This window comes from Anaeromyxobacter sp. K, from assembly GCF_000020805.1.
In the GTDB taxonomy this organism is placed as follows: domain Bacteria; phylum Myxococcota; class Myxococcia; order Myxococcales; family Anaeromyxobacteraceae; genus Anaeromyxobacter; species Anaeromyxobacter dehalogenans.
Genome location: NC_011145.1, coordinates 1,976,415 through 1,996,235 on the forward strand (window position 1 = coordinate 1,976,415; position 19,821 = coordinate 1,996,235).

The 19,821-nt window shown below is 75.2% G+C and carries 17 protein-coding genes; 9 read left to right on the plus strand and 8 right to left on the minus strand.

Annotated features, from left to right (window positions below; genetic code table 11):
• Positions 1–210: 210 nt before the first annotated feature.
• On the plus strand, positions 211–2,127 hold the full coding sequence (locus ANAEK_RS08750; protein ID WP_012525793.1) for a hypothetical protein: 1,917 nt from the start codon (positions 211–213) through the stop codon (positions 2,125–2,127).
• 4 nt (positions 2,128–2,131) lie between these two features.
• On the opposite strand, the gene ANAEK_RS08755 is transcribed toward ANAEK_RS08750, so the two are convergent.
• Entirely contained in the window at positions 2,132–2,980 is an 849-nt protein-coding gene (locus tag ANAEK_RS08755; protein ID WP_012525794.1) for a hypothetical protein, read from the minus strand.
• A gap of 184 nt (positions 2,981–3,164) precedes the next feature.
• On the opposite strand from ANAEK_RS08755, the gene ANAEK_RS08760 reads away from it, so the two are divergent.
• Positions 3,165–3,485 (plus strand): hypothetical protein, encoded by a 321-nt coding sequence (locus ANAEK_RS08760; protein WP_012525795.1) that lies wholly within the window; start codon positions 3,165–3,167, stop codon positions 3,483–3,485.
• A 25-nt stretch (positions 3,486–3,510) separates the two neighbouring features.
• Here ANAEK_RS08760 and ANAEK_RS08765 read toward each other — a convergent pair whose 3' ends face one another.
• Complete coding sequence (locus ANAEK_RS08765) at positions 3,511–4,656, minus strand: hypothetical protein (RefSeq protein WP_232288410.1); 1,146 nt, start codon at positions 4,654–4,656, stop codon at positions 3,511–3,513.
• 288 nt (positions 4,657–4,944) lie between these two features.
• On the opposite strand from ANAEK_RS08765, the gene ANAEK_RS08770 reads away from it, so the two are divergent.
• The 5 genes from ANAEK_RS08770 to ANAEK_RS08790 all read left to right on the plus strand — a co-directional run bounded on the left by ANAEK_RS08770 (position 4,945) and on the right by ANAEK_RS08790 (position 11,367).
• Positions 4,945–6,318 (plus strand): kelch repeat-containing protein, encoded by a 1,374-nt coding sequence (locus ANAEK_RS08770; RefSeq protein ID WP_232288411.1) that lies wholly within the window; start codon positions 4,945–4,947, stop codon positions 6,316–6,318.
• A 106-nt stretch (positions 6,319–6,424) separates the two neighbouring features.
• Positions 6,425–9,343: a protein kinase gene (locus ANAEK_RS08775; protein ID WP_012525798.1), complete on the plus strand. Its 2,919-nt coding sequence runs from the start codon at positions 6,425–6,427 to the stop codon at positions 9,341–9,343.
• Between the two features lie 77 nt (positions 9,344–9,420).
• On the plus strand, positions 9,421–9,741 hold the full coding sequence (locus tag ANAEK_RS08780; protein WP_012525799.1) for a hypothetical protein: 321 nt from the start codon (positions 9,421–9,423) through the stop codon (positions 9,739–9,741).
• A 46-nt stretch (positions 9,742–9,787) separates the two neighbouring features.
• On the plus strand, positions 9,788–10,729 hold the full coding sequence (locus tag ANAEK_RS08785; protein WP_012525800.1) for an MvdC/MvdD family ATP grasp protein: 942 nt from the start codon (positions 9,788–9,790) through the stop codon (positions 10,727–10,729).
• Between the two features lie 53 nt (positions 10,730–10,782).
• Entirely contained in the window at positions 10,783–11,367 is a 585-nt protein-coding gene (locus ANAEK_RS08790; RefSeq protein WP_012525801.1) for an RNA polymerase sigma factor, read from the plus strand.
• Positions 11,368–11,655: 288 nt separating this feature from the next.
• On the opposite strand, the gene ANAEK_RS08795 is transcribed toward ANAEK_RS08790, so the two are convergent.
• The gene (locus tag ANAEK_RS08795) at positions 11,656–12,648 is read right to left on the minus strand and encodes an aldo/keto reductase (protein ID WP_012525802.1); all 993 of its coding nucleotides are present in this window, start codon (positions 12,646–12,648) and stop codon (positions 11,656–11,658) included.
• Positions 12,649–12,767: 119 nt separating this feature from the next.
• Here ANAEK_RS08795 and ANAEK_RS08800 point away from each other — a divergent pair, with 119 nt between their 5' ends.
• Positions 12,768–13,277, plus strand: coding sequence for a GreA/GreB family elongation factor (locus ANAEK_RS08800; protein WP_012525803.1), 510 nt, complete (start codon positions 12,768–12,770; stop codon positions 13,275–13,277).
• Between the two features lie 94 nt (positions 13,278–13,371).
• On the opposite strand, the gene ANAEK_RS08805 is transcribed toward ANAEK_RS08800, so the two are convergent.
• The 4 genes from ANAEK_RS08805 to ANAEK_RS08820 all read right to left on the minus strand — a co-directional run bounded on the left by ANAEK_RS08805 (position 13,372) and on the right by ANAEK_RS08820 (position 16,903).
• Entirely contained in the window at positions 13,372–14,112 is a 741-nt protein-coding gene (locus tag ANAEK_RS08805) for a metallophosphoesterase (RefSeq protein WP_012525804.1), read from the minus strand.
• Between the two features lie 250 nt (positions 14,113–14,362).
• Positions 14,363–15,049 (minus strand): hypothetical protein, encoded by a 687-nt coding sequence (locus ANAEK_RS08810; RefSeq protein ID WP_012525805.1) that lies wholly within the window; start codon positions 15,047–15,049, stop codon positions 14,363–14,365.
• Entirely contained in the window at positions 15,036–15,671 is a 636-nt protein-coding gene (gene rdgC, locus ANAEK_RS08815) for a recombination-associated protein RdgC (RefSeq protein WP_012525806.1), read from the minus strand. The genes ANAEK_RS08810 and rdgC overlap by 14 nt, the downstream gene beginning before the upstream one ends.
• A 68-nt stretch (positions 15,672–15,739) precedes the next feature.
• Positions 15,740–16,903 (minus strand): HNH endonuclease, encoded by a 1,164-nt coding sequence (locus ANAEK_RS08820; RefSeq protein ID WP_012525807.1) that lies wholly within the window; start codon positions 16,901–16,903, stop codon positions 15,740–15,742.
• Positions 16,904–17,490: 587 nt separating this feature from the next.
• On the opposite strand from ANAEK_RS08820, the gene ANAEK_RS08825 reads away from it, so the two are divergent.
• Positions 17,491–18,690, plus strand: coding sequence for an IS481-like element ISAnsp2 family transposase (locus ANAEK_RS08825; RefSeq protein ID WP_049778378.1), 1,200 nt, complete (start codon positions 17,491–17,493; stop codon positions 18,688–18,690).
• Positions 18,691–18,814: 124 nt separating this feature from the next.
• Here the strand turns inward: ANAEK_RS08825 and ANAEK_RS08830 are convergent, their stop codons facing one another.
• The gene (locus ANAEK_RS08830) at positions 18,815–19,807 is read right to left on the minus strand and encodes a GTPase (protein ID WP_012525809.1); all 993 of its coding nucleotides are present in this window, start codon (positions 19,805–19,807) and stop codon (positions 18,815–18,817) included.
• Positions 19,808–19,821: the final 14 nt, after the last annotated feature.

The following is a 19,821-nucleotide window of genomic DNA, read 5'->3' on the forward strand; positions in this document are numbered from 1 at the left end:
CCCTGGGCGTTGGTTGCGCGCTACTCCTACTGGGGAGGGGTCCCGGATTCAAACGAACCCTTGGACCCCGAGAGGACGGTGCGCACCGGCGCGCAACCGTGCCGCACCGCGCCACGCAGGCGACACCGAACGTCGTTGTGACCCCCGCTCGAACGTCGGACACTGGAACGCGGGGGCGCGCGCAGGGGAGCGCGTCGCGAGGAGGGGGCCATGCGGACGCGTCCGATCGGACTTGCGGCTGGGGTGGTGCTCGCCTTCCTGGCCGGGCACGGGTGCAGCAGCGGCGGGGACGGACCCGCGCCGGCAGTGTGCGAGGGAGCGCCGGATCCGGGGACGGCCGGGCCAGGGGACGTGGAGGGCTGGTTCCCGCTCGCGCCGGGCTGGGCCTGGAGCTACCGGATCGCCGGGCAGCCCGTCACCCGCCCCGCGGACCTGCGCATCGAGGTCGGGCCCGCGCGGAGCTACCGCGGGTTCGCGGCCACGGAGCTGCGCGAGCTGGATCCGACCACCGGCGGCGAGCTCGCGGGTGGGACCGCGCTCGTCGCCTCCGCGCCGGCCGGCCTGGTGGAGCTGGGCGACGGGAGCGCGTCGAATCCCACGCCGTCCACCTACGACCTCCGCTTCCCCGTCACGGCGGGTGGAGGGTGGTCGGAGCGCTGCACCGGGCTCGACTACGGCGAGGACCTGGACGGCGACGGGAAGCACGAGACGCTCGATCTCGCGCTCGACGGGCAGGTCCTCGGGCTCGAGGACGTGACCGTGCCGGCGGGGACGTTCGCGGGCGCCGCGCACGTCCGGCTCACGCTGACGCTCACGCTCCACCCGACCGCCCCCGGCTACGCCCCGGTCACCGCCACGGCGTGGCAGGAGACCTGGTACGCGCGCGGCGTCGGCATCGTGCGCCGGAGCGACGGGGGCGAGCTCTCGCCCACCACCGCGTACGAGCTGGTGGGCTGGTCGGGCCCGGCCGGCAGCGGCGGGCTCGCCGAGCTGACCCGGCTCGTGGTCCCGCCGCCCAGCTCGGATCCGTACGTGACCCCGTGGCGCGTGATCCCGGCCCGCGGCGGCTCCACCCGCGCGATGGTGCTGGAGATCGCCTGGCGCGACGGTCCGGTGCGGCTCTTGGGTCGCTTCGTCGAGGACGGCGCGGCCGGCGCGCCGTTCGAGGTGGTGCCGCAGTGGACGTCCACCTCCACGATCCTGCCCTGGCACATGGCCACGCAGGTCGCGCCGGGGCCGGACCGGCACCTGGTCGCGTTCGCGGCGGAGCCGGCGCAGGCGCCGGGCACCGCGGAGATCCGGGTGGCGCGGGTGACCGGGGACGGCGTCGCGCTCGACGGGCCCTCCGGGATCCTGGTGGCGCAGTGCGCGGCCTGGACCGGCCACGCGGTGGCGGCGTCGCGCGCCGGCGACGGCGACCTGGTGGCCTGGGGCTGCAGCGCGCCGGTGAGCGGCGTGTACGCGGCCACCGTCGGCCGGGACGGCGCGGTGGGCGCGCCGGTGTTCCTCGGCGACGGACCGGTGCAGTACGTCCAGGCGTCGGGTCGCGGGACCGAGCACGTGGTGGTCTGGGGCCGCGGGTCGTCGGCCGCCACCGAGGTGGTGGGCGTGCGGGTGAGCGCCGCGGGCGCTCCAGTGGACGCCGCGCCGGTGCGGCTGGTCGCCGATCAGGACTACAAGTTCCCGAGCGATCTCGCCTGCGGCGAAACCTCCTGCCTGCTCACCTGGCGGCGGCCGGCGATGCCGTACGGCTCCGACGAGCTCGCGGCGATCCGCCTCGCGCCCGGCGCGCTGGCGGAGCACACCGCAGTGCGGCTCGCCGGCCCGATCGACTCCGAGACCGAGACGCTCGCCGTGCCGGTCGGGGACGGCTTCGTCATCGACTGGGGCGACGCGCAGCGCTACCCGGTGCCGTGGGGACAGGAGGGGCCGGCGGTCCGGGTGGCGTGGGCCGGGGCCGACCTGAGCGTCTCGCCGCCCGAGGGAATCCCGGTCCTCTACCACTGGGACTTCTACGACGCGCTCGGGAACGCGGCGCTCCTCTCGGCGACGGCCACCGACGCGTGGGTGGCGTACGAGTGGATCCCGGCCTACGCCGAGCTGGACGCGGTGCACTGGATCCGCTGAGCGATCACCAGCGCCGCGCCCACGCGGGCGCCGGCTGCGGGGCGGGGCGGAGCGCGGAGAGATCGTGCGCGCCGCGGAGGGCGAGCCCCGCGGCGCGCCCGTCGCGCAGCTCGAGCCGCGCCTCGTGCGTGGCGACGAGCAGCCGCCCGCGGCCGTCCCAGTCGGCCCAGGCCGCCTCCGGCAAGGGGACGGTGCGCCGGCCCAGCTCGACCGAGTACGCGGGGCTGCGCCCCTCGATGCGCGGCGCGCGCAGGTCGAGCCCCTGGTCCTCGAGCACCAGCCGCGCGCCGCCGCCGGGACGCGGCTTCACCAGCCTCGCGCGCCGCCGCTCGTCCCAGGGATCGCCGCGCGGATCCCGCGGCTCGCCGCGCGGGTCGTCCTCCCAGCCGCGCCGGCGCTCGGCCGCGTACTGCACGACGGGCGTCGGCGCGAGCCCGCCGCGCGCGCGGAGCGGCGACGCGTCGCCCGCGTCCGCCGGCGCGACCGCGCCCGCCTCGCCCGCGGCCGCGAAGTGGTGCCCGCGGCTCCAGGTCCCGCCCTCGCGCCACGCGGCCAGCGCGAACAGCCAGGGCGCCTTCGAGACGAGCAGGTAGGCGGTCCACGGGTGCTCGCCGAGGAACTCCGCCGACGAGGCCGAGGCCGCGAACGCCGCGAGCAGCGCGCCGTCCAGCGAGAGATCGCAGCGGCGCGGGTAGAGCGTCCCGCGGAACCACGCGCCGGGCTCGAGCGCGTCCTGCTCCAGGTGCCAGCGCAGCAGGTGCCACCAGCCGCCGGGCCCGCGGCGGAAGACGAGCGCCACCGGGGCGGCGGTGGCGACCTGCGCGTAGAGGCGCGGAGGTGGGTGGGTCTGCATCACTCCTGGTGTAGCACGTGCGACGCCCGCGCGCAGCGGGGCGGTCCGGGCGTGGAGCGGCGCCACGATCCGCGCCCGTTTTCCGGTGGGTGAATGTGGCCGGCGCACGCGTCCCGCGGTCCGTGGAGTGGTGGCGGGCACGGACGCAGCGTAGCGTCGGTCCCGCACGCACGGGAGGTGTCGAATGGCGCTCCACGGCATCGCGGTGTGCAGCCTCGACGACGGTCGTGTCCTCCGGCTCCCGCCGGACGCCTGGTGCGTCCCGCTGCCGGCGCCGCTCCGCGGGCGCGCGCTGCGCATCGAGGCGGTGGAGCGCGGTTTCGAGGACCTCGCCTGCGTGACCTACGCCGACGACGGCGGGCTGGCCGGCTACGTGATGAGCGAGGCGCGCCTCGGGTCGCGCGGCGCCGGCGAGGACGTCATCGTGCGCAGCGCCGCCGCGTTCGGCGAGCAGCGCTGGATGGTGGTGCGCATCGGCGGCGCCGAGGCCCGGCTGGCGGGCTGAGCGGGTCGCCCGCGGCGCCGGGGTGCTACACGCCCTCGAAGCGGATCGGCATCACCACCCAGATCGCCACCGGGCGACCCGCGGCGTCCGCGCCGCCGCGCCAGGCGCAGCCCCGCACCGCGGCCTCGATGGCGTGCGCGATGCGCAGGTCGGGCACGCTCGACAGGAGCTCGATGCGCCCGACGCGCCCGTCGCCGCCGACGGCCACGCGCACGGTGATGGGCCCCGAGGTGAACCCGGTCAGCTCGCGCGGCAGCCGGATGGCGCGCCGCACGCAGCCCGGGTCCAGCTCGACCGGCTTGCGGAAGCCCACCGTCATGTACTGCGGCGCGTCCTCGATCTCCTGCGCGTGCGCGCCGGCGACGGTCCCGGCCACGGCCGCGCCCCCGCCCCAGGCGCCGCCCCCGCCGCCGCCCACCACGCCGCCGATGACGCCGCCCTCCACCTCGCCCGCGGAGACCTCGCCCTCGTCCGCGCCCTCGGGCAGCGCCTCGATGGGCTCGTCCGGATCCGGCACCCGCATCGCCGCCCGCAGCTCGCGCGGCTGCAGGAGCGCGGTGGGCGGCGGCGGCGGGAGGGCCGCGCGCGGGCGGGCCCCGGGCGCCTTCCGCCGCGGCGCGGGCGCGGCCGGCATCCCGGGCAGCCCGGGCGGCCCCGGCGCCTTGCGCGTCGCCGGCGCCGGCAGGTGCACCGGCACGATCATCTCGATCTCCTCGCGCTCCGGCGCGGCCACCGTCGAGGCCAGGATCAGCGCGGCGCCGACGAGGCACGCCTGCACGCCCGCGCCGAGCCCGGTCCAGGCCGCCCGGCGGCCGGCGCGCGCCGCGCTGTCGTGGCGGAGCAGCGACGCGAAGGACGGCGGCGCCAGGCCCGGGACCGGCGCGAGCGCGGGCCGCGCCTTGCCCTCCGGCGGCCGCTCGCGGCGCGGGGCGGGGGAGGTCCCCGGGCCCGCCAGCCGCTCGAACAGCGGGTGGTCGGGATCCGGCGGCGGGAAGGACAGGATGGAGAGCAGCGCGCTCAGGTCCGGGGGCGGGGGCTCCGCCGCGCCGCGCGGCAGCGGCACGAGATCGCCGAACAGCCGGCGCGCGCGCTCCGGATCGTGCACCTCGACCGGCGTGGGCCGGGCGTCCGCCATCCCGGCGTTCACCGGAGGTCCGGGATCGACCGGCACCGCGCCCTCCGCCGGACGGGCCTGGACCGCGTCCTGAGCGCCTCGTTGCCCCCTCCGTCCCGCGCCTCGCCGGTTCAGGATCGTGTCGAACATCGGCGTCCCCTCTTCACTCCTAAGCCCACGCGGCGGGGCCGGCGTTGCGGTTCGTTGTCCGGGGGGAACGGGGGAATGGCGCGGGGGACCGGGCCGCGAGGGACGACGCGCGGGGTGGCCCGGAAGCGCGGCCCCGAGAGCACCCACCCGCGCGCGTGCGTTCGGGGCGCGCGCCGGTGTACACGTGCCGCCCGCATGCGCTCCAGCCACGCACTGATGGTGATGTTCGCCGCCCTCTCGGCCGCGGCGGCCCCGCTCGCCGGCTGCTCCGGCGGCTCCTCCGGCTCCGATCCGCGCCCGCTCGCCGCGGCGCTCGCCGCCGACCCGCCCGCGTTCGCGCCGGGCGCGACGGTGGCGCTGGTGCCGGCGTTCGCGCGCGGCACCGCGCGCATCGAGCCGGACGTCGGGCCGGTGACGAGCGGCGGCCGGTACGCGGTCGGCCCCGCGGTGGCGGGGCGCACCTACCGGCTGATCGTCGAGGACGGCGCCGAGCGCGCCGAGGCCGCGGTGCAGGTCCCGTTCGCCTACCGCGACGCGATCCGGCCGCTGGACCCGCCGCGGAGCGCCCGCGCGCAGCACGTCGCGGTGGGGCTCGGAGACGGGCGGGTGCTCCTCGCCACCGGCTCGGCGAACATCTCCACCTTCAGCTGGACCGCGGAGGTGTACGACGCGGCCACCGGCACCTCGACCGAGACCGGGGAGCTGCGCCTGGGCATGGCGGGCTCGACCGCGCTGCGCCTCGCCGACGGGCGGGTGCTGCTGGCCGGCGGCCAGAGCAACTTCCGCGACCGGGAGGATCTCGTCGCGGTCTGGGACCCGGCGGACGGGCGCTGGACCGAGCCGGGCGCCCTGGCGCAGGCGCGCGCCGGCCACGCGCTCGCGCTCCTGTACGACGGCCGGGTGCTGGTGACCGGCGGCGAGTGGCTGGGGCGCGCGCCGGGCTCGGTCGCGACCGAGGAGCTGCTCGACCCGGACGCCGGCGCGACCCACCCGACGGCCGGCTCGCCCATGGTCCAGCCGCGCGCCTTCCACACCGCCACCGTGCTGGGCGGCGGGCGGGTGCTGGTGGCCGGGGGCCTCAACAGCTTCTCCGGCGGCGACGCGGTCGAGGCCGAGCTGTTCGACCCGGCCACCGAGACGTTCACGTACACCGGGTCGCTCGCGCACCCCCGCGGCGGCCACGCGGCGGTGCGGCTCGGCGACGGGCGCGTGCTGGTGGTGGGCGGGCTCGACGCGGCGTGGACCTACGTGGCCGAGGCCGAGCTGTGGGACCCGGACACCGGCGCGTTCACGCCGGCCGGCGCGCTCGCGACCCCGCGGGCGGACCACACCGCCACGCTGCTCGCCGACGGGCGGGTGCTGGTGGCGGGCGGCACCGACGCCGACGGCACGCGGCTCGACACGGTGGAGCTGTGGGACCCGGCGACCCGGGCGTTCACCCCGGGGCCGGCCCGACTCGGCGCCGCGCGCGCCCTCCACACCGCCACCGCGCTCCCCGACGGGCGCGTGCTCGTGGTCGGGGGCGAGGACGGCCACGCCGCGCTCCGGCAGGCCGAGGTCTACGAGTAGGCGGCCGGGCGATACCGCCGCCTCCCGGGCCCGCTCCCGGCCGGGCCCCCACGCGACGTCCTGTCCGGGCATCTGGTAGAACCCGGGGCTGAGCCCGAGGCCTCCCGTGTCGCCGCCCTCCAGACCCGCCGCGTCCGCAGAGCCGCCCAGCCAGGACTCGCCACGCGCCGAGCCGGCCGACGCGCACCGCTCCGTCCAGCTCACGCGGCTGCTCGCGGAGATGGTGCACGTGAACGAGGTGTCGCTCGGCGACGCCTGGTCCCCGGTGCTCCGGCCCGGCGCGACCATCGGGCGCTTCCGACTGGTGCGCGAGCTGGGCCGCGGCGGCTTCGGGGTGGTGTACGAGGCCGAGGACGGCGACCTGGGACGGACGGTGGCGGTGAAGGTGGTGCGCCCCGGCACGCGCATCGCGACCCGCGGCCGCGAGTGGATGCAGCGCGAGGCCGAGGCGGTGGCCCGGCTCAACCACCCGAACATCGTCACGCTGCACGACTTCGGGCAGGCGCCGGAGGGCCCGTACCTGGTGTTCGAGCTGCTCCGCGGCGACTCGCTGGCGCGGCGGCTGGAGCGCGAGAAGACGCTGACGTTCGAGCAGGTGGTGGGCCTCGGCGTCGCCGTCACCCGGGCGCTCGTCCACGCGCACGCGGCCGGCGTGGTCCACCGCGACCTCAAGCCCGGCAACGTGCACCTCGCCGACGACGGCGAGGTGAAGGTGCTCGACTTCGGGTTCGCGCACCTGTTCGGCCGCGGCGGCATCGGCGACGGCGGCACGCCCGCGTACATGGCGCCGGAGCAGTGGGAGGGGGAGGGCGGCGACGCGCGGGTGGACCTGTTCGCGCTCGGCGTCATCCTGCACCAGTGCCTCTCGGGCGCGCTGCCGTACCGGGTGGACAAGGACTGGAGCGAGGCGCAGGAGCCCGGCCCGACGCCCGCCCTGCCGCGCCGGGCCGCGCCGCGGGCGCTCCGGGCCCTGGTGCGGCGGCTGCTCGATCGCGATCCCGCGAGGCGCCCGGCCAGCGCCCGCGAGGCCCGCGACGCGCTGCTCGCCATCCAGCAGGCGCACGCCGGCCGCGCCCGCCGCGGCCTCCTCTACGCCACCGGCACGGTGGCGGTCACCGCGGTGGTGCTCTCGGCGTGGCTCGCGCTCGACCGCGAGCCGCCACCCGGTGAGCAGGTGAAGGCGGTGCTCGCCGCCATGGAGAACCGCGCCGAGGATCCCACGCTCGACGCGGTGCCCGGCCTGCTCGCCGCGGCGCTCGAGCCCTCGAAGCGCGTGCGGCTGGTCGCGCCGGCGCGCCTCGCGGCGGTGTCGCGCGAGGCCGGCCTGGGCGAGCCGGGGCGGCTCGACGCGGAGCGGGCCCGCGACCTGGCGCGCATCGCCGGCGCGGGGCTGGTGCTCCTGCCGTCCGCGGAGCGGGGTGAGCGCGGCGCGGTCCTGTCGGTGCGGGCGGTCGAGTCCGAGACCGGCAAGGAGCTGTTCGAGGCGAGCGTGGACCTGTGGAGCGCCTCGGGCATGTCGGACGGCGTGGACGAGCTCGCCGAGCGTATCCGTCGCGAGGCCAAGGAGCGCCGCGCCGACCGCCGCGTGCGGCGCCCGGTCGCCGAGGCCGTGACCGCGAGCCCGGAGGCGGCGCGCTGGTACTACGCGGGGGTGGATTGTCTGGCGAAGGTCGAGCCTCGAGAGCGATCCGTGGAGGGGTGCGCCGCCTCGTTCGAGCGTGCGCTCGCGCTCGATCCCGCGTTCCCCCTGGCGCACTACCGATTGGCGGCAGCGCGGTCGCTCCTGGGAACGAGGGACGACGCCGCCAGGCGACATATCGATGCGGCGCGCCGCGGAGTGAGTCGCCTCGGGAATCGCGAGCAGTTGCTGGTCCAGGCGCTGGCCGCGCGCATCGATGGGCGGCTCGACGAGGCACGCGAGCTGTATGACGCGAACCTCGCGCAGGCAGGAGATGATCTGGAGGCTCTGGAGGGAGCGGGGGACATCCTGTGGCGGCAGGGCAAGTGGGCGGACTGCGTGCCGTACTACGAGAAGGTGCTCGCGCTCGCGCCGGACCGGCCCGACCCGCTCGCCATGCTCACCGAGGCGTTCGGGCGCCTCGGACGCTGGGACGATCTTCGCTCTCTACGCAACAGGATCGTCGCCCGGGCGGACTCGCCGGGACGCAGCGCGTCGCTGGTGGAAATCCATCTGTGGCTGGGGGAGCCGCAGCGAGCCCTCGCGGAGGCGCGGCGCTCGCTCGCGCTCCACGGCAATTCCCAGGCGGAGTTCCTCTGGTTCGCCGCGAGCGCGGCCGGCGACGTTCGCGAGATGGAGGCGGTCGCCGGACGCTTTCCTGCCGGGGACGCGAGCCGCAAGCGTGGCCATGTGCTCGCGATGCAGGGGAGGGTCCGCGAGGCGCTCTTGGAGAACGCGAGGTCGTATTCTCAGCTGCCGGATGCCCGGAACCAAACGCGCGACTGGGGCGCCGCGCTTCTGGCAGCGGTGGCATGGGACCCTGCTCGCGTGTGGCCGTATGCCGCCAAAGCGGCGGCAGTCAATCCTGAGTATGCCGCAGACCTCGCGGTGCCGCTGGCGCTACTCGGCGATCTTCCGCATGCTCGCGAACTGGGGCGAGCGCTCCCCCCCGGCTCGGTGGCGGCGGAGGAGTTGGCCGCGCTCGAGCTGTGGCAGGCGGGCGACGCTCCCGCTGCGCTCGCACGACTGGCCGGCGCAGAGGCGCGGGATGCCTGGCCGGTTGAGGGGCTACCCCCTGCCTATCTCGCCGCCGAGGTGAGCGCGGCGATCAGCGACGACCGCGAGGCGCTCGCCGCGGTGAAGCGGTTCCTCCGCCTGCCACCGCGAGGCGCTTGGCGAGCGTTCGCCTTCCCGCGCGGCCTCTTCATCGCCGCGCGTGCCCAGCGAAACCTGGGCGATAGCGCTGCGGCGCGCGAGACGCTCGACCGCCTGCTGGGGATCTTGGCCCACGCGGATCCCGATGTCCCGCTGGCGCGGGACGCGCGGGTGCTACGTGCTTCGCTGTAAGTGTGCGTCGCGCCGAGCGTGTCCGTCGGCGACGTAGCATCGGCCCGTTCCACTTCCATCCCAAACAGAGGAATGCCATGCCCAAGAATCCGGACCTGATGGCCACCAACCAGGACAAGGACACGCCGGGCATCACCGCCGTCGGTTTCGCGGCCTCCCGCCCGTTCGGCCTCGAGAGCATCAGCCCCGAGCTCGCCGCGAAGCGCCAGGCGACCGCCGCCGAGCTGGTGGCGACGCTCGCGAAGCTGCTCGACCTGCTGCAGCGCGCGCACCGCGAGAGCTTCCTGAGCGAGAGCAGCATCCAGCACATGCAGGCGGTGGAGCGCTGGTACACGACGCTCCAGGCCGAGGCGGCGCAGGCCACGGCCGCGGCCGCGCCCGAGAAGACCGCCATCTAGTGGCGCATCGCCGGCGCGCGCGGGCCCGGCGCGCCGGCTCCTTCCCGTGATCCTCGCCATCACCCACGCCGGCGACGAGCACGCGCCGCTCGTGCTCCGCGCGCTCGAGGCGCTCGGCGCGGACGCGACCGTGCTCGACCTCTCGGACCTGCCGCGCCGGGGAAGGGTGGTGCTCGGTTACGGCGCGGGCGGTGGCGCGCGGGAGCTCCGGCTCGAAGGACGCCCGCCCATCGACGCGACCGAGATCACCGCGGTCTGGTGGCGGCGGCCACAGCCACACGCCGCCGCGCCCGGCCTCCGCCCCGAGGACGCCGCGTTCGCCACCCGGCAGACCGGCGAGGCGGTGATGGGCCTCGTGGCCTCGCTGCGCGGCGCGCGCTTCATCAACGATCCCTGGCGCGACGCGGCCGCCGCGCACAAGCCGCACCAGCTCGCCGCCGCCGAGCGCGCCGGGCTGCCGGTGCCGCGCACGCTCGTCACCAGCGACCCGGACGCCGCGCGTGCCTTCCTCGACGCCTGCGGCCCGGACGGCGCCGTCCACAAGGTCCTCGCCGCGGGGAGCGCGGCGCTGTGGCGGCCGACCCGCCGCGTGGGTCGCGACGACCTGGCGCGGCTCGCCTCGCTGCCGCTCGCGCCGGTCATCTTCCAGGAGCGCGTGCCGGGCGTGGACGTGCGGGTGACCGTGGTGGGCGACCAGCTCTTCGCGGCCGACCTCGACGCGCGCGACACGGTCTCACCGGACGACTTCCGGCCGGTGACCCACCTCTGCCGCGTGGCGGCCTGCGAGCTGCCGGACGCGGTCGCGGCCGGGCTGCGGCGGCTCACGGCGGACCTGGGGCTGGTCTATGGCGCTGCCGACTTCCGGCGGCGCGACGACGGTTCCTGGGCGTTCCTCGAGCTGAACCCGAGCGGACAGTGGGGGTTCGTGGAGGAGCGGACCGGACAGCCGATCACCTCGGCCCTCGCCCGGCTGCTGGCGGGCCGGTGACCCACCTCGCGGCCGCCTCGACCCGCCGTGCAGGGTCGTCTACATTGCCCGGGATGGACGTCGAGGCCCGGATATCGGCGGCGCTGGAGGCGGGCGATCACCGCCTCGCCGCGACCGAGATCATCCGCGGCTACGGCCCGCGGATCCTGGGCTACCTGAACGTCCTGCTCCGCGACGAGACCGCCGCCGCCGACGCGTTCGCGCTGTTCGCCGAACAGGTGTGGCGCGGCATGCCCGGCTTCCAGCGCCGCTCCAGCGCCCGCACCTGGGCGTTCAAGGCGGCCTGGAGCGCCGCCATGAAGGTCCGCGACGACGCCTGGCGGCGGCTGGGGCAGCGGCTCGACACCACCGAGGCCACCCGGCTCGCCGCCGACGTCCGCACCCGCACCGCCGTCCGGCTCGAGCGGCAGCGGCAGGAGCTGGAGGAGCTGCGGGCGATGCTGGACGACGAGGAGCAGACGCTGCTCGTCCTCCGGCTCGACCAGGAGCTCTCCTGGGACGAGGTCGCGGAGGTGCTCTCGCACGACGGGCAGCGCGTGGACCCGGCCACGCTCCGCAAGCGCTACGAGCGCATCAAGGACCGGCTGGCCGAGATCATCCGGCGCCGCGCGGTCGAGGGCAGCCGCGAAGAATCCTGAGGGATGCCCCATTCTGGGCAAACGTTTTATTACGCGGGAAGCGTGAGGGATTTCCCGGGGCGGCGCGGAACCCGCGCCCGACGCGTCACACGCCGCGGGCCGGCCGTTCCAAGTCTGCGGAGCGTCCAAGGGTGAGCGCTCCACTCGAAGTGGCCGGGGGGCCACGGGGGCTCCGCCGGAAAACCGGCGGAGCCTCCGACTTTTCGGCCCTCGACTTCGCGCCAGGTGAGCAGATCGCCCGCTCACCCTGAGCGTAGGCGAGCCGTCAGGCTCGCCGGAGTCGAAGGGCTACCAGGCGTACGCCTCGGGCGCCTCGCCCCCGGGGCCCGGCCAGATCGCGTCGATGGCCTGCAGCGCTGCGGGGTCGAGCGTCAGCTCGGTCGCGGCGATGGCCTCGTCGAGCTGGGCCACCGTCCGCGGCCCGACGATGGGCGCGGTGACGCCCGGCCGGCCCAGCACCCACGCCAGCGCCACGTCCGCGGGCCGCTGGCCCATCTCGGCGCAGAGCTTCTCCCAGCGCTCGAGCTGCGGCCGGTGCTGCTCGATCTTCTTCTGCACCCGCTCGCCGGCGCGCCGGCCGGTGGCGGCCTTCGCGAGCGCGCCGCCCAGGAGGCCGCCCGCGAGCGGGCTCCAGGGCAGGATGCCGACGCCGTAGGCGCGGCAGGCCGGGATGACCTCCAGCTCGATGGTGCGCGAGGCGAGGTTGTAGAGGCTCTGCTCGGAGACGAGGCCGAGGAGGTTCCGCCGCGCCGCGGCCTCGCAGGCCTGCGCCACGTGCCAGCCGGCGAAGTTGCTGCTGCCGACGTAGATCACCTTGCCGTCGCGCACCAGCCGGTCCATCGCCTCCCACAGCTCGTCCCAGGGCGTGGCGCGGTCCACGTGGTGCATCTGGTACAGGTCCACGTGGTCGGTCCCGAGCCGGCGCAGGCTGTCCTCGCAGGCGCGGCGGATGTGGAACGCGGAGAGCCCGCGGCCGTTCGGCCCCTCCCACATCGGCCCGTACACCTTGGTCGCGAGCACGATCCGCTCGCGCCGCCCACCGCCCTGCGCCAGCCAGCGGCCGACGATCTGCTCGGTGCGCCCCTCGCGCGGGAGCCGGCCCCACTCGCTCGCCTTCTGGCCGTAGACGTTGGCGGTGTCGAAGAAGAACACGCCGGCGTCGAGCGCGCGGTCCATGATCCGGAACGCCTCGTCCTCCGGCGTCTCCGGCCCGAAGTTCATGGTGCCGAGGCACAGCCGGCTCACCTCGAGCCCGGTCCTTCCCAGTCGCGTGGTGTCCATGGGTGGAGGTGATGGCGCCTCCGGCGCGCGGGCGCAAGCTGCGCCCAGGTGTCGCAGGGCCCGGCCCGGGGCGGAGGTCGGCGCGGGCGCGGCCGGCGGCCGGCCGCTATCCTCGGGGCGTGTCCAAGGCCTTCACCAGCGAGGAGACGCCCGACCTCGGCCCGGTGGTGCGACCGCCGCCGCGGCTCGCGCCCGGCGAGGTGCGCTACGTGACGCCCGAGGGGCAGGCCGCGCTGCGCGAGGCGCTGGCGCGGCTCCGGGCCGACCGCGGCGACGCGGCCCGGCTCCCCGACGCCGAGCGCCCGGCGCGGCTCGGGGAGCTGGACGCGCGCATCGCCGCGCTCGACGCGACGCTGGGCGCGCTCACGGTCCTCGGGCCCGAGGCCACGCCGGAGGGGCAGGTCGGGTTCGGGACCTGGGTGACGGTCGAGGAGGAGGACGGCCGGCGCGTCACCTGGCGCCTGGTCGGACCGGACGAGGCCGACGCGCGCCGCGGGCTCATCAGCGCCGGCTCGCCGGTGGCGCGCGCGCTGCTGGGCCGACGCGCCGGCGACGTGGTGGAGGTGAACCGGCCCGGCGGCGAGGCGGAGCTGACGGTGGTGGCGGTGCGGCGCACCGCGCCGCCGTGAGGCGACGCTCGCCCTTCGACTCCGGCGGGCCTGCGGCCCGCCTACGCTCAGGGCGAGCGGGCTTCTCCCCGGAGGCCGCGCGGGGTCGAGGGACTCAGGCCCGCCCCGTCTCCAGCCAGCGCGCCCAGTCCTCGCGGCCGTTCGCGCGCGCCGTCTCCGCGGCGCGGAGGTGGTCGTAGGCGACGCAGCGGAACGCGACGCTCCAGCCGCGGGGCGTGCGGTGGCAGATGGCGTAGCGGGCGTGCGGCGAGCCGTTCTCGACCCTGTGGTGGGAAGGGTGGTCGTCCTCGTAGGCCTGGAGCCCGACGCTGCCCGGGTTCACCACCAGCCGGCCGCCGCTGAGCCCGATCGCGTGCGGCACGTGCGAGTGGCCGCAGAGGATGAGGCTCCGGTCCACGCCGAATGCGCGGGTCTCGAGCGTCGCCGGCGCGGCGAGGCGCAGGCCGCCGTGCTCGACGTCCTCGAGCAGGTGCTGGGTGTCGCTGGTGGGCGTGCCGTGGCACAGGAACACGCCGCCGCGCGCCAGGTCGAGCGTGGGCGGCAGGTGGCGCAGCCACTCGCGGTGGCGCGGCGTGGTGTGCTCGAACGCGTGCTGGTCGGCCGCGCCGCCGGCGTGGTGCTCGCACGCGAGGAGCTGCCGCTCGTGGTTGCCCGCGATGGTCGGCAGGCCCAGCGGGATGAGCAGGTCCGCGGTGGCCGCCGGCTCGAGCGGCCCGGAGAGGAGGTCGCCGGTGTTGACGACGAGGTCCACGCCCTGCCGGTGCGCGTCCTCCAGCACCGCCTCGAGGGCCCAGACGTTCCCGTGGATGTCCGACAGCGCCGCGATGCGCAGCATGGCCGCGCAGTATTCCGCCGCGCGGCCGCGCCGGCACGCGAAAAGTGCGGTCCGGCCGGAGCTGAGGCGCCGTCCCGCCCATGGTTCGACGGGGCTCACCATGAGCGGGCTTCTGGACGGTCCGCTCGCCCTGAGCTTAGGCGGGCCGCAGGCCCGCCGGAGTCGAAGGGTCGGGACGAGCGACGGGGTCGAAGCGCCGCCCGATCCTTCCGCTCGCCCTGAGCCCGTCGAAGGGCGAGCGGTGCCCCAGCTACCGCGTCTTGCGCGCCGGCCTCGATACGGGCGCCGGAGCGTCCTCCCGCTCCGCGCCGCCTTCCTCGTCCTGCATCCAGCGCTTCAGCGCCGGCACCGTGCGCGAGGCCCAGGCCCGCGAGGCGCGGACCTCCAGGAACGCCGCCGCGAGCGCGTCCACCAGCGCCGAGAGCCGCTGCGCCTGCTCGAGGCGCTCGACGAGCTTGTCGTCGTCCGCCTCCGCCAGCGGCGCCGGCAGCTTCGCGCCCTTCACGTCCAGGAACTCCGCGTCGAGCGTCACCTCGTAGGCCTGCTCGCCGTGCTGCAGGCGCACGCGCGCCTGGTGCACCAGCAGCCCCGCGTCGAGCGCCCGCCGGACCTCGCGCGCGTACGGCGCCTGCGTGCCCCGCGCCGCCAGCTCCGTCACGTCGCCCACCACGCCGCGCAGCGTGACCCGCCCCACGAAGAGGACGACGACCGGCGTCCCGTCCAGCTCGGTGACCGGCTCGCCCGACTCCGAGCGCCACAAGAGCCACGTCAGCAGCTCCCGCCCCAGCCACGTCCGGCCGCGAACCAGCGCCTCCCGCGCCTTGTCGCGCTCGACCTCCGCCTCGTCCCGCCCGTCCGCGTCGGTCGCGACGCCATCGACGCCCGTGTCGCCCCGCAGGAACGCCGCCTCCGCCCTCGCCTGATCACGCCTCGACATGGAGCGCCTCCTTGCCCGAGATGCCCGTCAGCGCCGCCGTCGGCGCCAGCGCCGCGTCGGAGATCTCCGACCGGACCGCCAGCGCGCTCACCGAGGAGGGCGTCAGCTTGATCTCCAGCGCGCCCTCGACCCCCGCCGCGATCTCGTCCACCAGCTTGCGCGAGGCCGCCCAGACCAGCAGCTCGCCCGAGGCGAGGTGCAGCGAGACGTCGTGGACCTTGCTGGAGGGAACCGCCCGCTGCCGGTGCGCGTGGCGGATGAGGTCCTTTTGAGTCGCCTTCTCGCCCTTCGTCGGCGGCCGCCCGCGCTCCTTCTCGTGCGCCGCGATCCACCGATCCAGCTCCGCCCGGACCGCCGAGGAAGGGATGCGCAGCGTGTCCACCCGGAACGCGAACAGCGCCCACTCGCCCTCCAGGACCCCCGAGGTGAAGTCCGTGACCCCCGGATCCTCCGCCGACACGAACCCGGCCGCGCGATCGTCCTCCCCGCGCTCGATGTCGAGCGGCTCGAAGGCCCCCTTGGCCAGCCCGCGGGCCAGCCAGCGTCGCGTGTCGGAGGAGCGCTTCGCGGGAATCTCCGCGCGGAAGCGAGCGAAGGTGACCGAACCTCGTCGAATGGGCATAGGGGGGCGCAAGATGGGGGAGGGAGGGAAGAAGGTCAAGCGGCTCCGCGTACGCACAGCGATCGCCGTCACGTCACACGTCCCCGTGGCGTCCCCGCGTAGCGATCCATCACCGCATCCCCAAGCACGGCCCGCGCCGCGAGGAGGTTGTGCGCCGCGCAGAGCAGGCGAAGGTTGGCGACGGTGGACGCTCCCCCCAGCGCAAGCGGCACGATGTGGTCGAGCTGCAGCGCATGCGTGGAGCCGCAGGCCCCGCCGTTGGCGAGCCGCCACTGGCAGCAGCCGCCGTCCCGCCGCCAGACCTCGCGGCGAACGTGGGCAGGGACGCGGCCAGGATCGCGGCCAGGGCGGGAAGGCCGGGTGGCGGGGGCCCGCGGCCGCTCCGTGAGCGCGCCCTTCCGCTTCTCCGCCTTCGCCAGGAGCAGATCGACCGCCGCCTCCAGCAGCGCGTCGTCGGAGAGGTCCGGCCGGAGATCCCGCAGCCGCTCCAGCTTGCGCGCGAAACGTTCACTTACGGTGACGTGGAGCCGCTGACGCGTGGCCGTGAGCGGCGTCAGCGCCGCAGAGCGAGACGGAGGTGCCGCAGCCGGCCGCTCAACGGGCGAACCAGCGGCGCCGAGCCGCGGCGGTTCAACAGTTGAACCGACCGTCCCGGCAGGGCCGCCCAGTTCAACAGTTGAACCAAGGGTCATGGCACGGTGAGCCGGTTCAACCGTTGAACCAGCCGCGCCGAGCAGCTCCGTCGGTTCAACGGTTGAACCGGCCGTCCTCGTAGGGCCATCCAGCTCAACAGTTGAACCGCTCCGCCGGCGCACCGCCGTGAGGACCGTCCGAACCGGCGGCGCCGGGTGCGGCGCCAGCGCCGCCACGACCTTTGCCGCCTCGTGCCGCGACAGCCCGTAGAACCGCGGCAGGACCCTCTCCCAGTTCTCGCCCCTGACCACCCGCGCCACCTCGATGATGGTCGTGAGGCAGAGCCGCCCATCCCGGAGCGGCTCGACGACCGCGGGGACCGCCTGGATGAGCTCCGCCGCGACCTTGCGGTACTGGGCAGAGCCCTTGGACAGCCCGAGCTCCCGGTGCAGGTAGTGGAAGAGCGAGGCGTACCCCAGGTCCGCCCACGCGCGCCGCCCGTCGAAGTCCGCGAGCGCGACCAGGAAGTCCGCAAGCGCGCTACGCTCGCGGCCGAGGAGGGTGGCAAGGCGGGCAGAGAGTTCACGAGCAGTGTCCATGCCGACACTGTCTCATGCGTTTCCGAGCCCTCACCGGACGCACGCATTCGCCCTCGGACGCGAGAAGGGGCAGTCGACGCCGCGAACGCGCTCGAAGCCCCAACACGATCGCCAGGCAATCCCCAGCGCATCCAAGGCCCCGTTCCCGCACTTCCCGCGTCGCGCGAATCGCCGAACAGTGAAACCACGTCAAGCGCGCAGTGAGTGCCCGTTGGGTCGCAAGCGGTCACTCACGGTGACTACGCTACGCTCATGGTTCGACGGGGCTCACCATGAGCGGCGAGCAGAGCCGCGCGCGCGAATCGAGAGCCAGCCCCGCGTCCACCACAGGCCTCTCTCGAGCCGATCCCGCGCCGCCGGTCCCGGTCAGCCAGGCCCGTCGCCGATGTCCGCTGCCCGACCTTTAGCTCCTCTTCGAGGAGCCCCCGTCCCGCAGGCCCGCTGCCCGACGTCCAGCTCCTCTTCGAGGAGCACCCCGCCCCGCCAGCCCGCCGCCCGGTGCTGTACCAGGACATCGCTGACACCTTTTGCGTCAGGGCATCGCTGACAGGTTGAGTCGGTGGGTGCCCTGGAAAGAGCTCCGCCCAATGAGCCAGAAGCTCGAGTTCGTCGAGAAGGCGATCGTCCCCGGTGCCAACGTGTCAGCCCTCTGCCGCGACTTCGGCATCTCGCGGCAGACGGCGCACAAGTGGCTCCGACGGTACCGCGACCAGGGCTACCTCGGGCTCGTCGAGAAGAGCCGACGACCTGCCTCGTCGCCACTCGCGACGGCCGAGGACGTGGTCGTCAGCATCATCGAGCTCCGCAGCAAACACGCGAGCTGGGGGCCGCAGAAGATTGCGGGCGTGCTTGCGCGTCGCCTGGGGCCGGAGGCCCCAAGTCCCACCACTGTCGCGCGAGTCCTTCGCCGCCTCGGCAAGGTGAAGCGCCGGCGCCCAGCGGCACGAATCTGGTCAGTCGATGGCCGGCCCCGGATCGAGGTGAAGGCCTCTAACGACCTGTGGACGATCGACTTCAAGGGCTGGTGGCGCGCGCTCAACGGCGACAAGTGCGAGCCGCTGACGGTGCGTGACGCGTTCAGCCGAAGAGTACTCGCCGTAGCCCTCGTCCCCGCGACGACGGCCGCTCACGTGAGGCGCGTCCTCGAGCTGCTATTCCGCAAACACGGCCTCCCCAGCGCCATCCAGAGCGACAACGGTAGCCCTTTCATCTGCTCTCGATCACGCGGCGGGTTGACAGTGCTCTCCGCGTGGCTCGTCTCGCTCGGCATCCGCATCGTCCGGTCGCGCCCCGGTCACCCGCAGGACAACGGTGGCCACGAGCGCATGCACCGCGACCTCAGCGAGCTCCAGCTTTCGCCTGCTCGCAGCCGCCGCGCCCAGCAGCGCCAGTGCGATCGCTGGATGCTCGACTTCAACCACGTGCGGCCGCACGACGCGCTCGGCGGAAAGACGCCGGCGGAGCTCTACCGGAACTCGACGCGTCGCTCGCTGTCACCGCTGCTGCCAACCTATCCGCCCGAGTGGCTGACACGTCGCGCGAACAAGGCCGGCTACGTCCGAATCAACGGCGACCAGGTGTTTGTTGCGACGGCTCTCGCCCGCCAGCTCATCGGACTACGCCAGGAGTCCGAGTTGCGGTGGTCCGCTCGGTTCTTCGACGTCGACCTAGGCATGATCGAGATCCTGCCGATCGATCACGCGTACCTCGGTGGAACTGTCATGGAGACCGTCACCACCGTTCGTCCCTCGGAGCGTGCGCGAGAACGCATTCCTGTAAGCGCCTGAGGTCTCGTCGACTCACACCTGGGCCGTCAGCGATGTCTTGACTGGTTCCCCCGACCTCAAGCTCCTCTAACCCGCACCGGCCCCGCTCTCCGACCTCCAGCTCCCCTTCAACGGACCGCCGCGCTCAAGAATGCAACTCCACCACATCCCCATCCCCGAGCACGTGCCCCCGATCCACCTGCTGCCCCTCGAACCGCGCGTGCGGCCCCCACAGCCTCGCGAACTTCAGCCGCTCGGCGAGATCGTGATGCACCCGATCCGCCAGGTCGTGCACCGTCGCCCCCTCCGGCAGCACGAACGGCTTCCCCGCGTCCGCCGCGTGCCCCGGCTCCTTCGTGTGCACGCGGATCCGGTGCAGCGACCGGAACAGCACCGCCCGCAGCCCATCCAGCCCGTCGCCCCGGGTGGCCGACACCGAGAACATGAACAGGTCCGGCGGCACCGCCTCCCGCGCCAGCGCCGCGAACGTCCCGTCGTCGTCCAGGTCACACCGGTTCGCGAGCACCACCACCGGCACCGTCCGCTCCAGCGGCGACGCCCCCGGCGCCGCCGCCCGCCCCGCCGGCCGGACCCGCGCCCTCTCCAGCAACTCCAGCGTCGCAGTCAGCCCCGCCTCCAGGTCGTCCGCGGCCACGTCGAGCACGATCAGGACCCCGTCCGCCCCATGGACGAGCTGCGGCAGCCAGGCCGGCACCTGCGCCTCCCCCACCGCCGGCGTGTCCACGAGCTGCACCTGCACGTCCTCGAACTCCATCATCCCCGGCAAGGGATCACGCGTGGTGAACGGGTACTCCGCGATCTCCGGCCGCGCGTGCGTGAGCGCCGCGAGCAGCGACGACTTCCCCGAGTTCGCCGGCCCGATCATCACCCACTGCCCGGCGCCCTCGCGCACCACCTGGCCGACCTCGGCGCGGCGCCCGGGGCGGTGCGCGTGGGTCGCCTCCTCCTCCAGCTTCGAGAGCCGGGCGCGCAGGTCCCCCAGCAGCTTGTCGGTCCCCTTGTGATGCGGCAGGAGCGCGATCATCTCGCGGAGCGCGTCCTCCTTCTCCTCGCGCGTGGTGGCGCGATGGAGGCGCAGCTCCGCGTCCTTGTACCGGGGCGGAACGTTCGCGGGCATGGCCGATGCTCCAT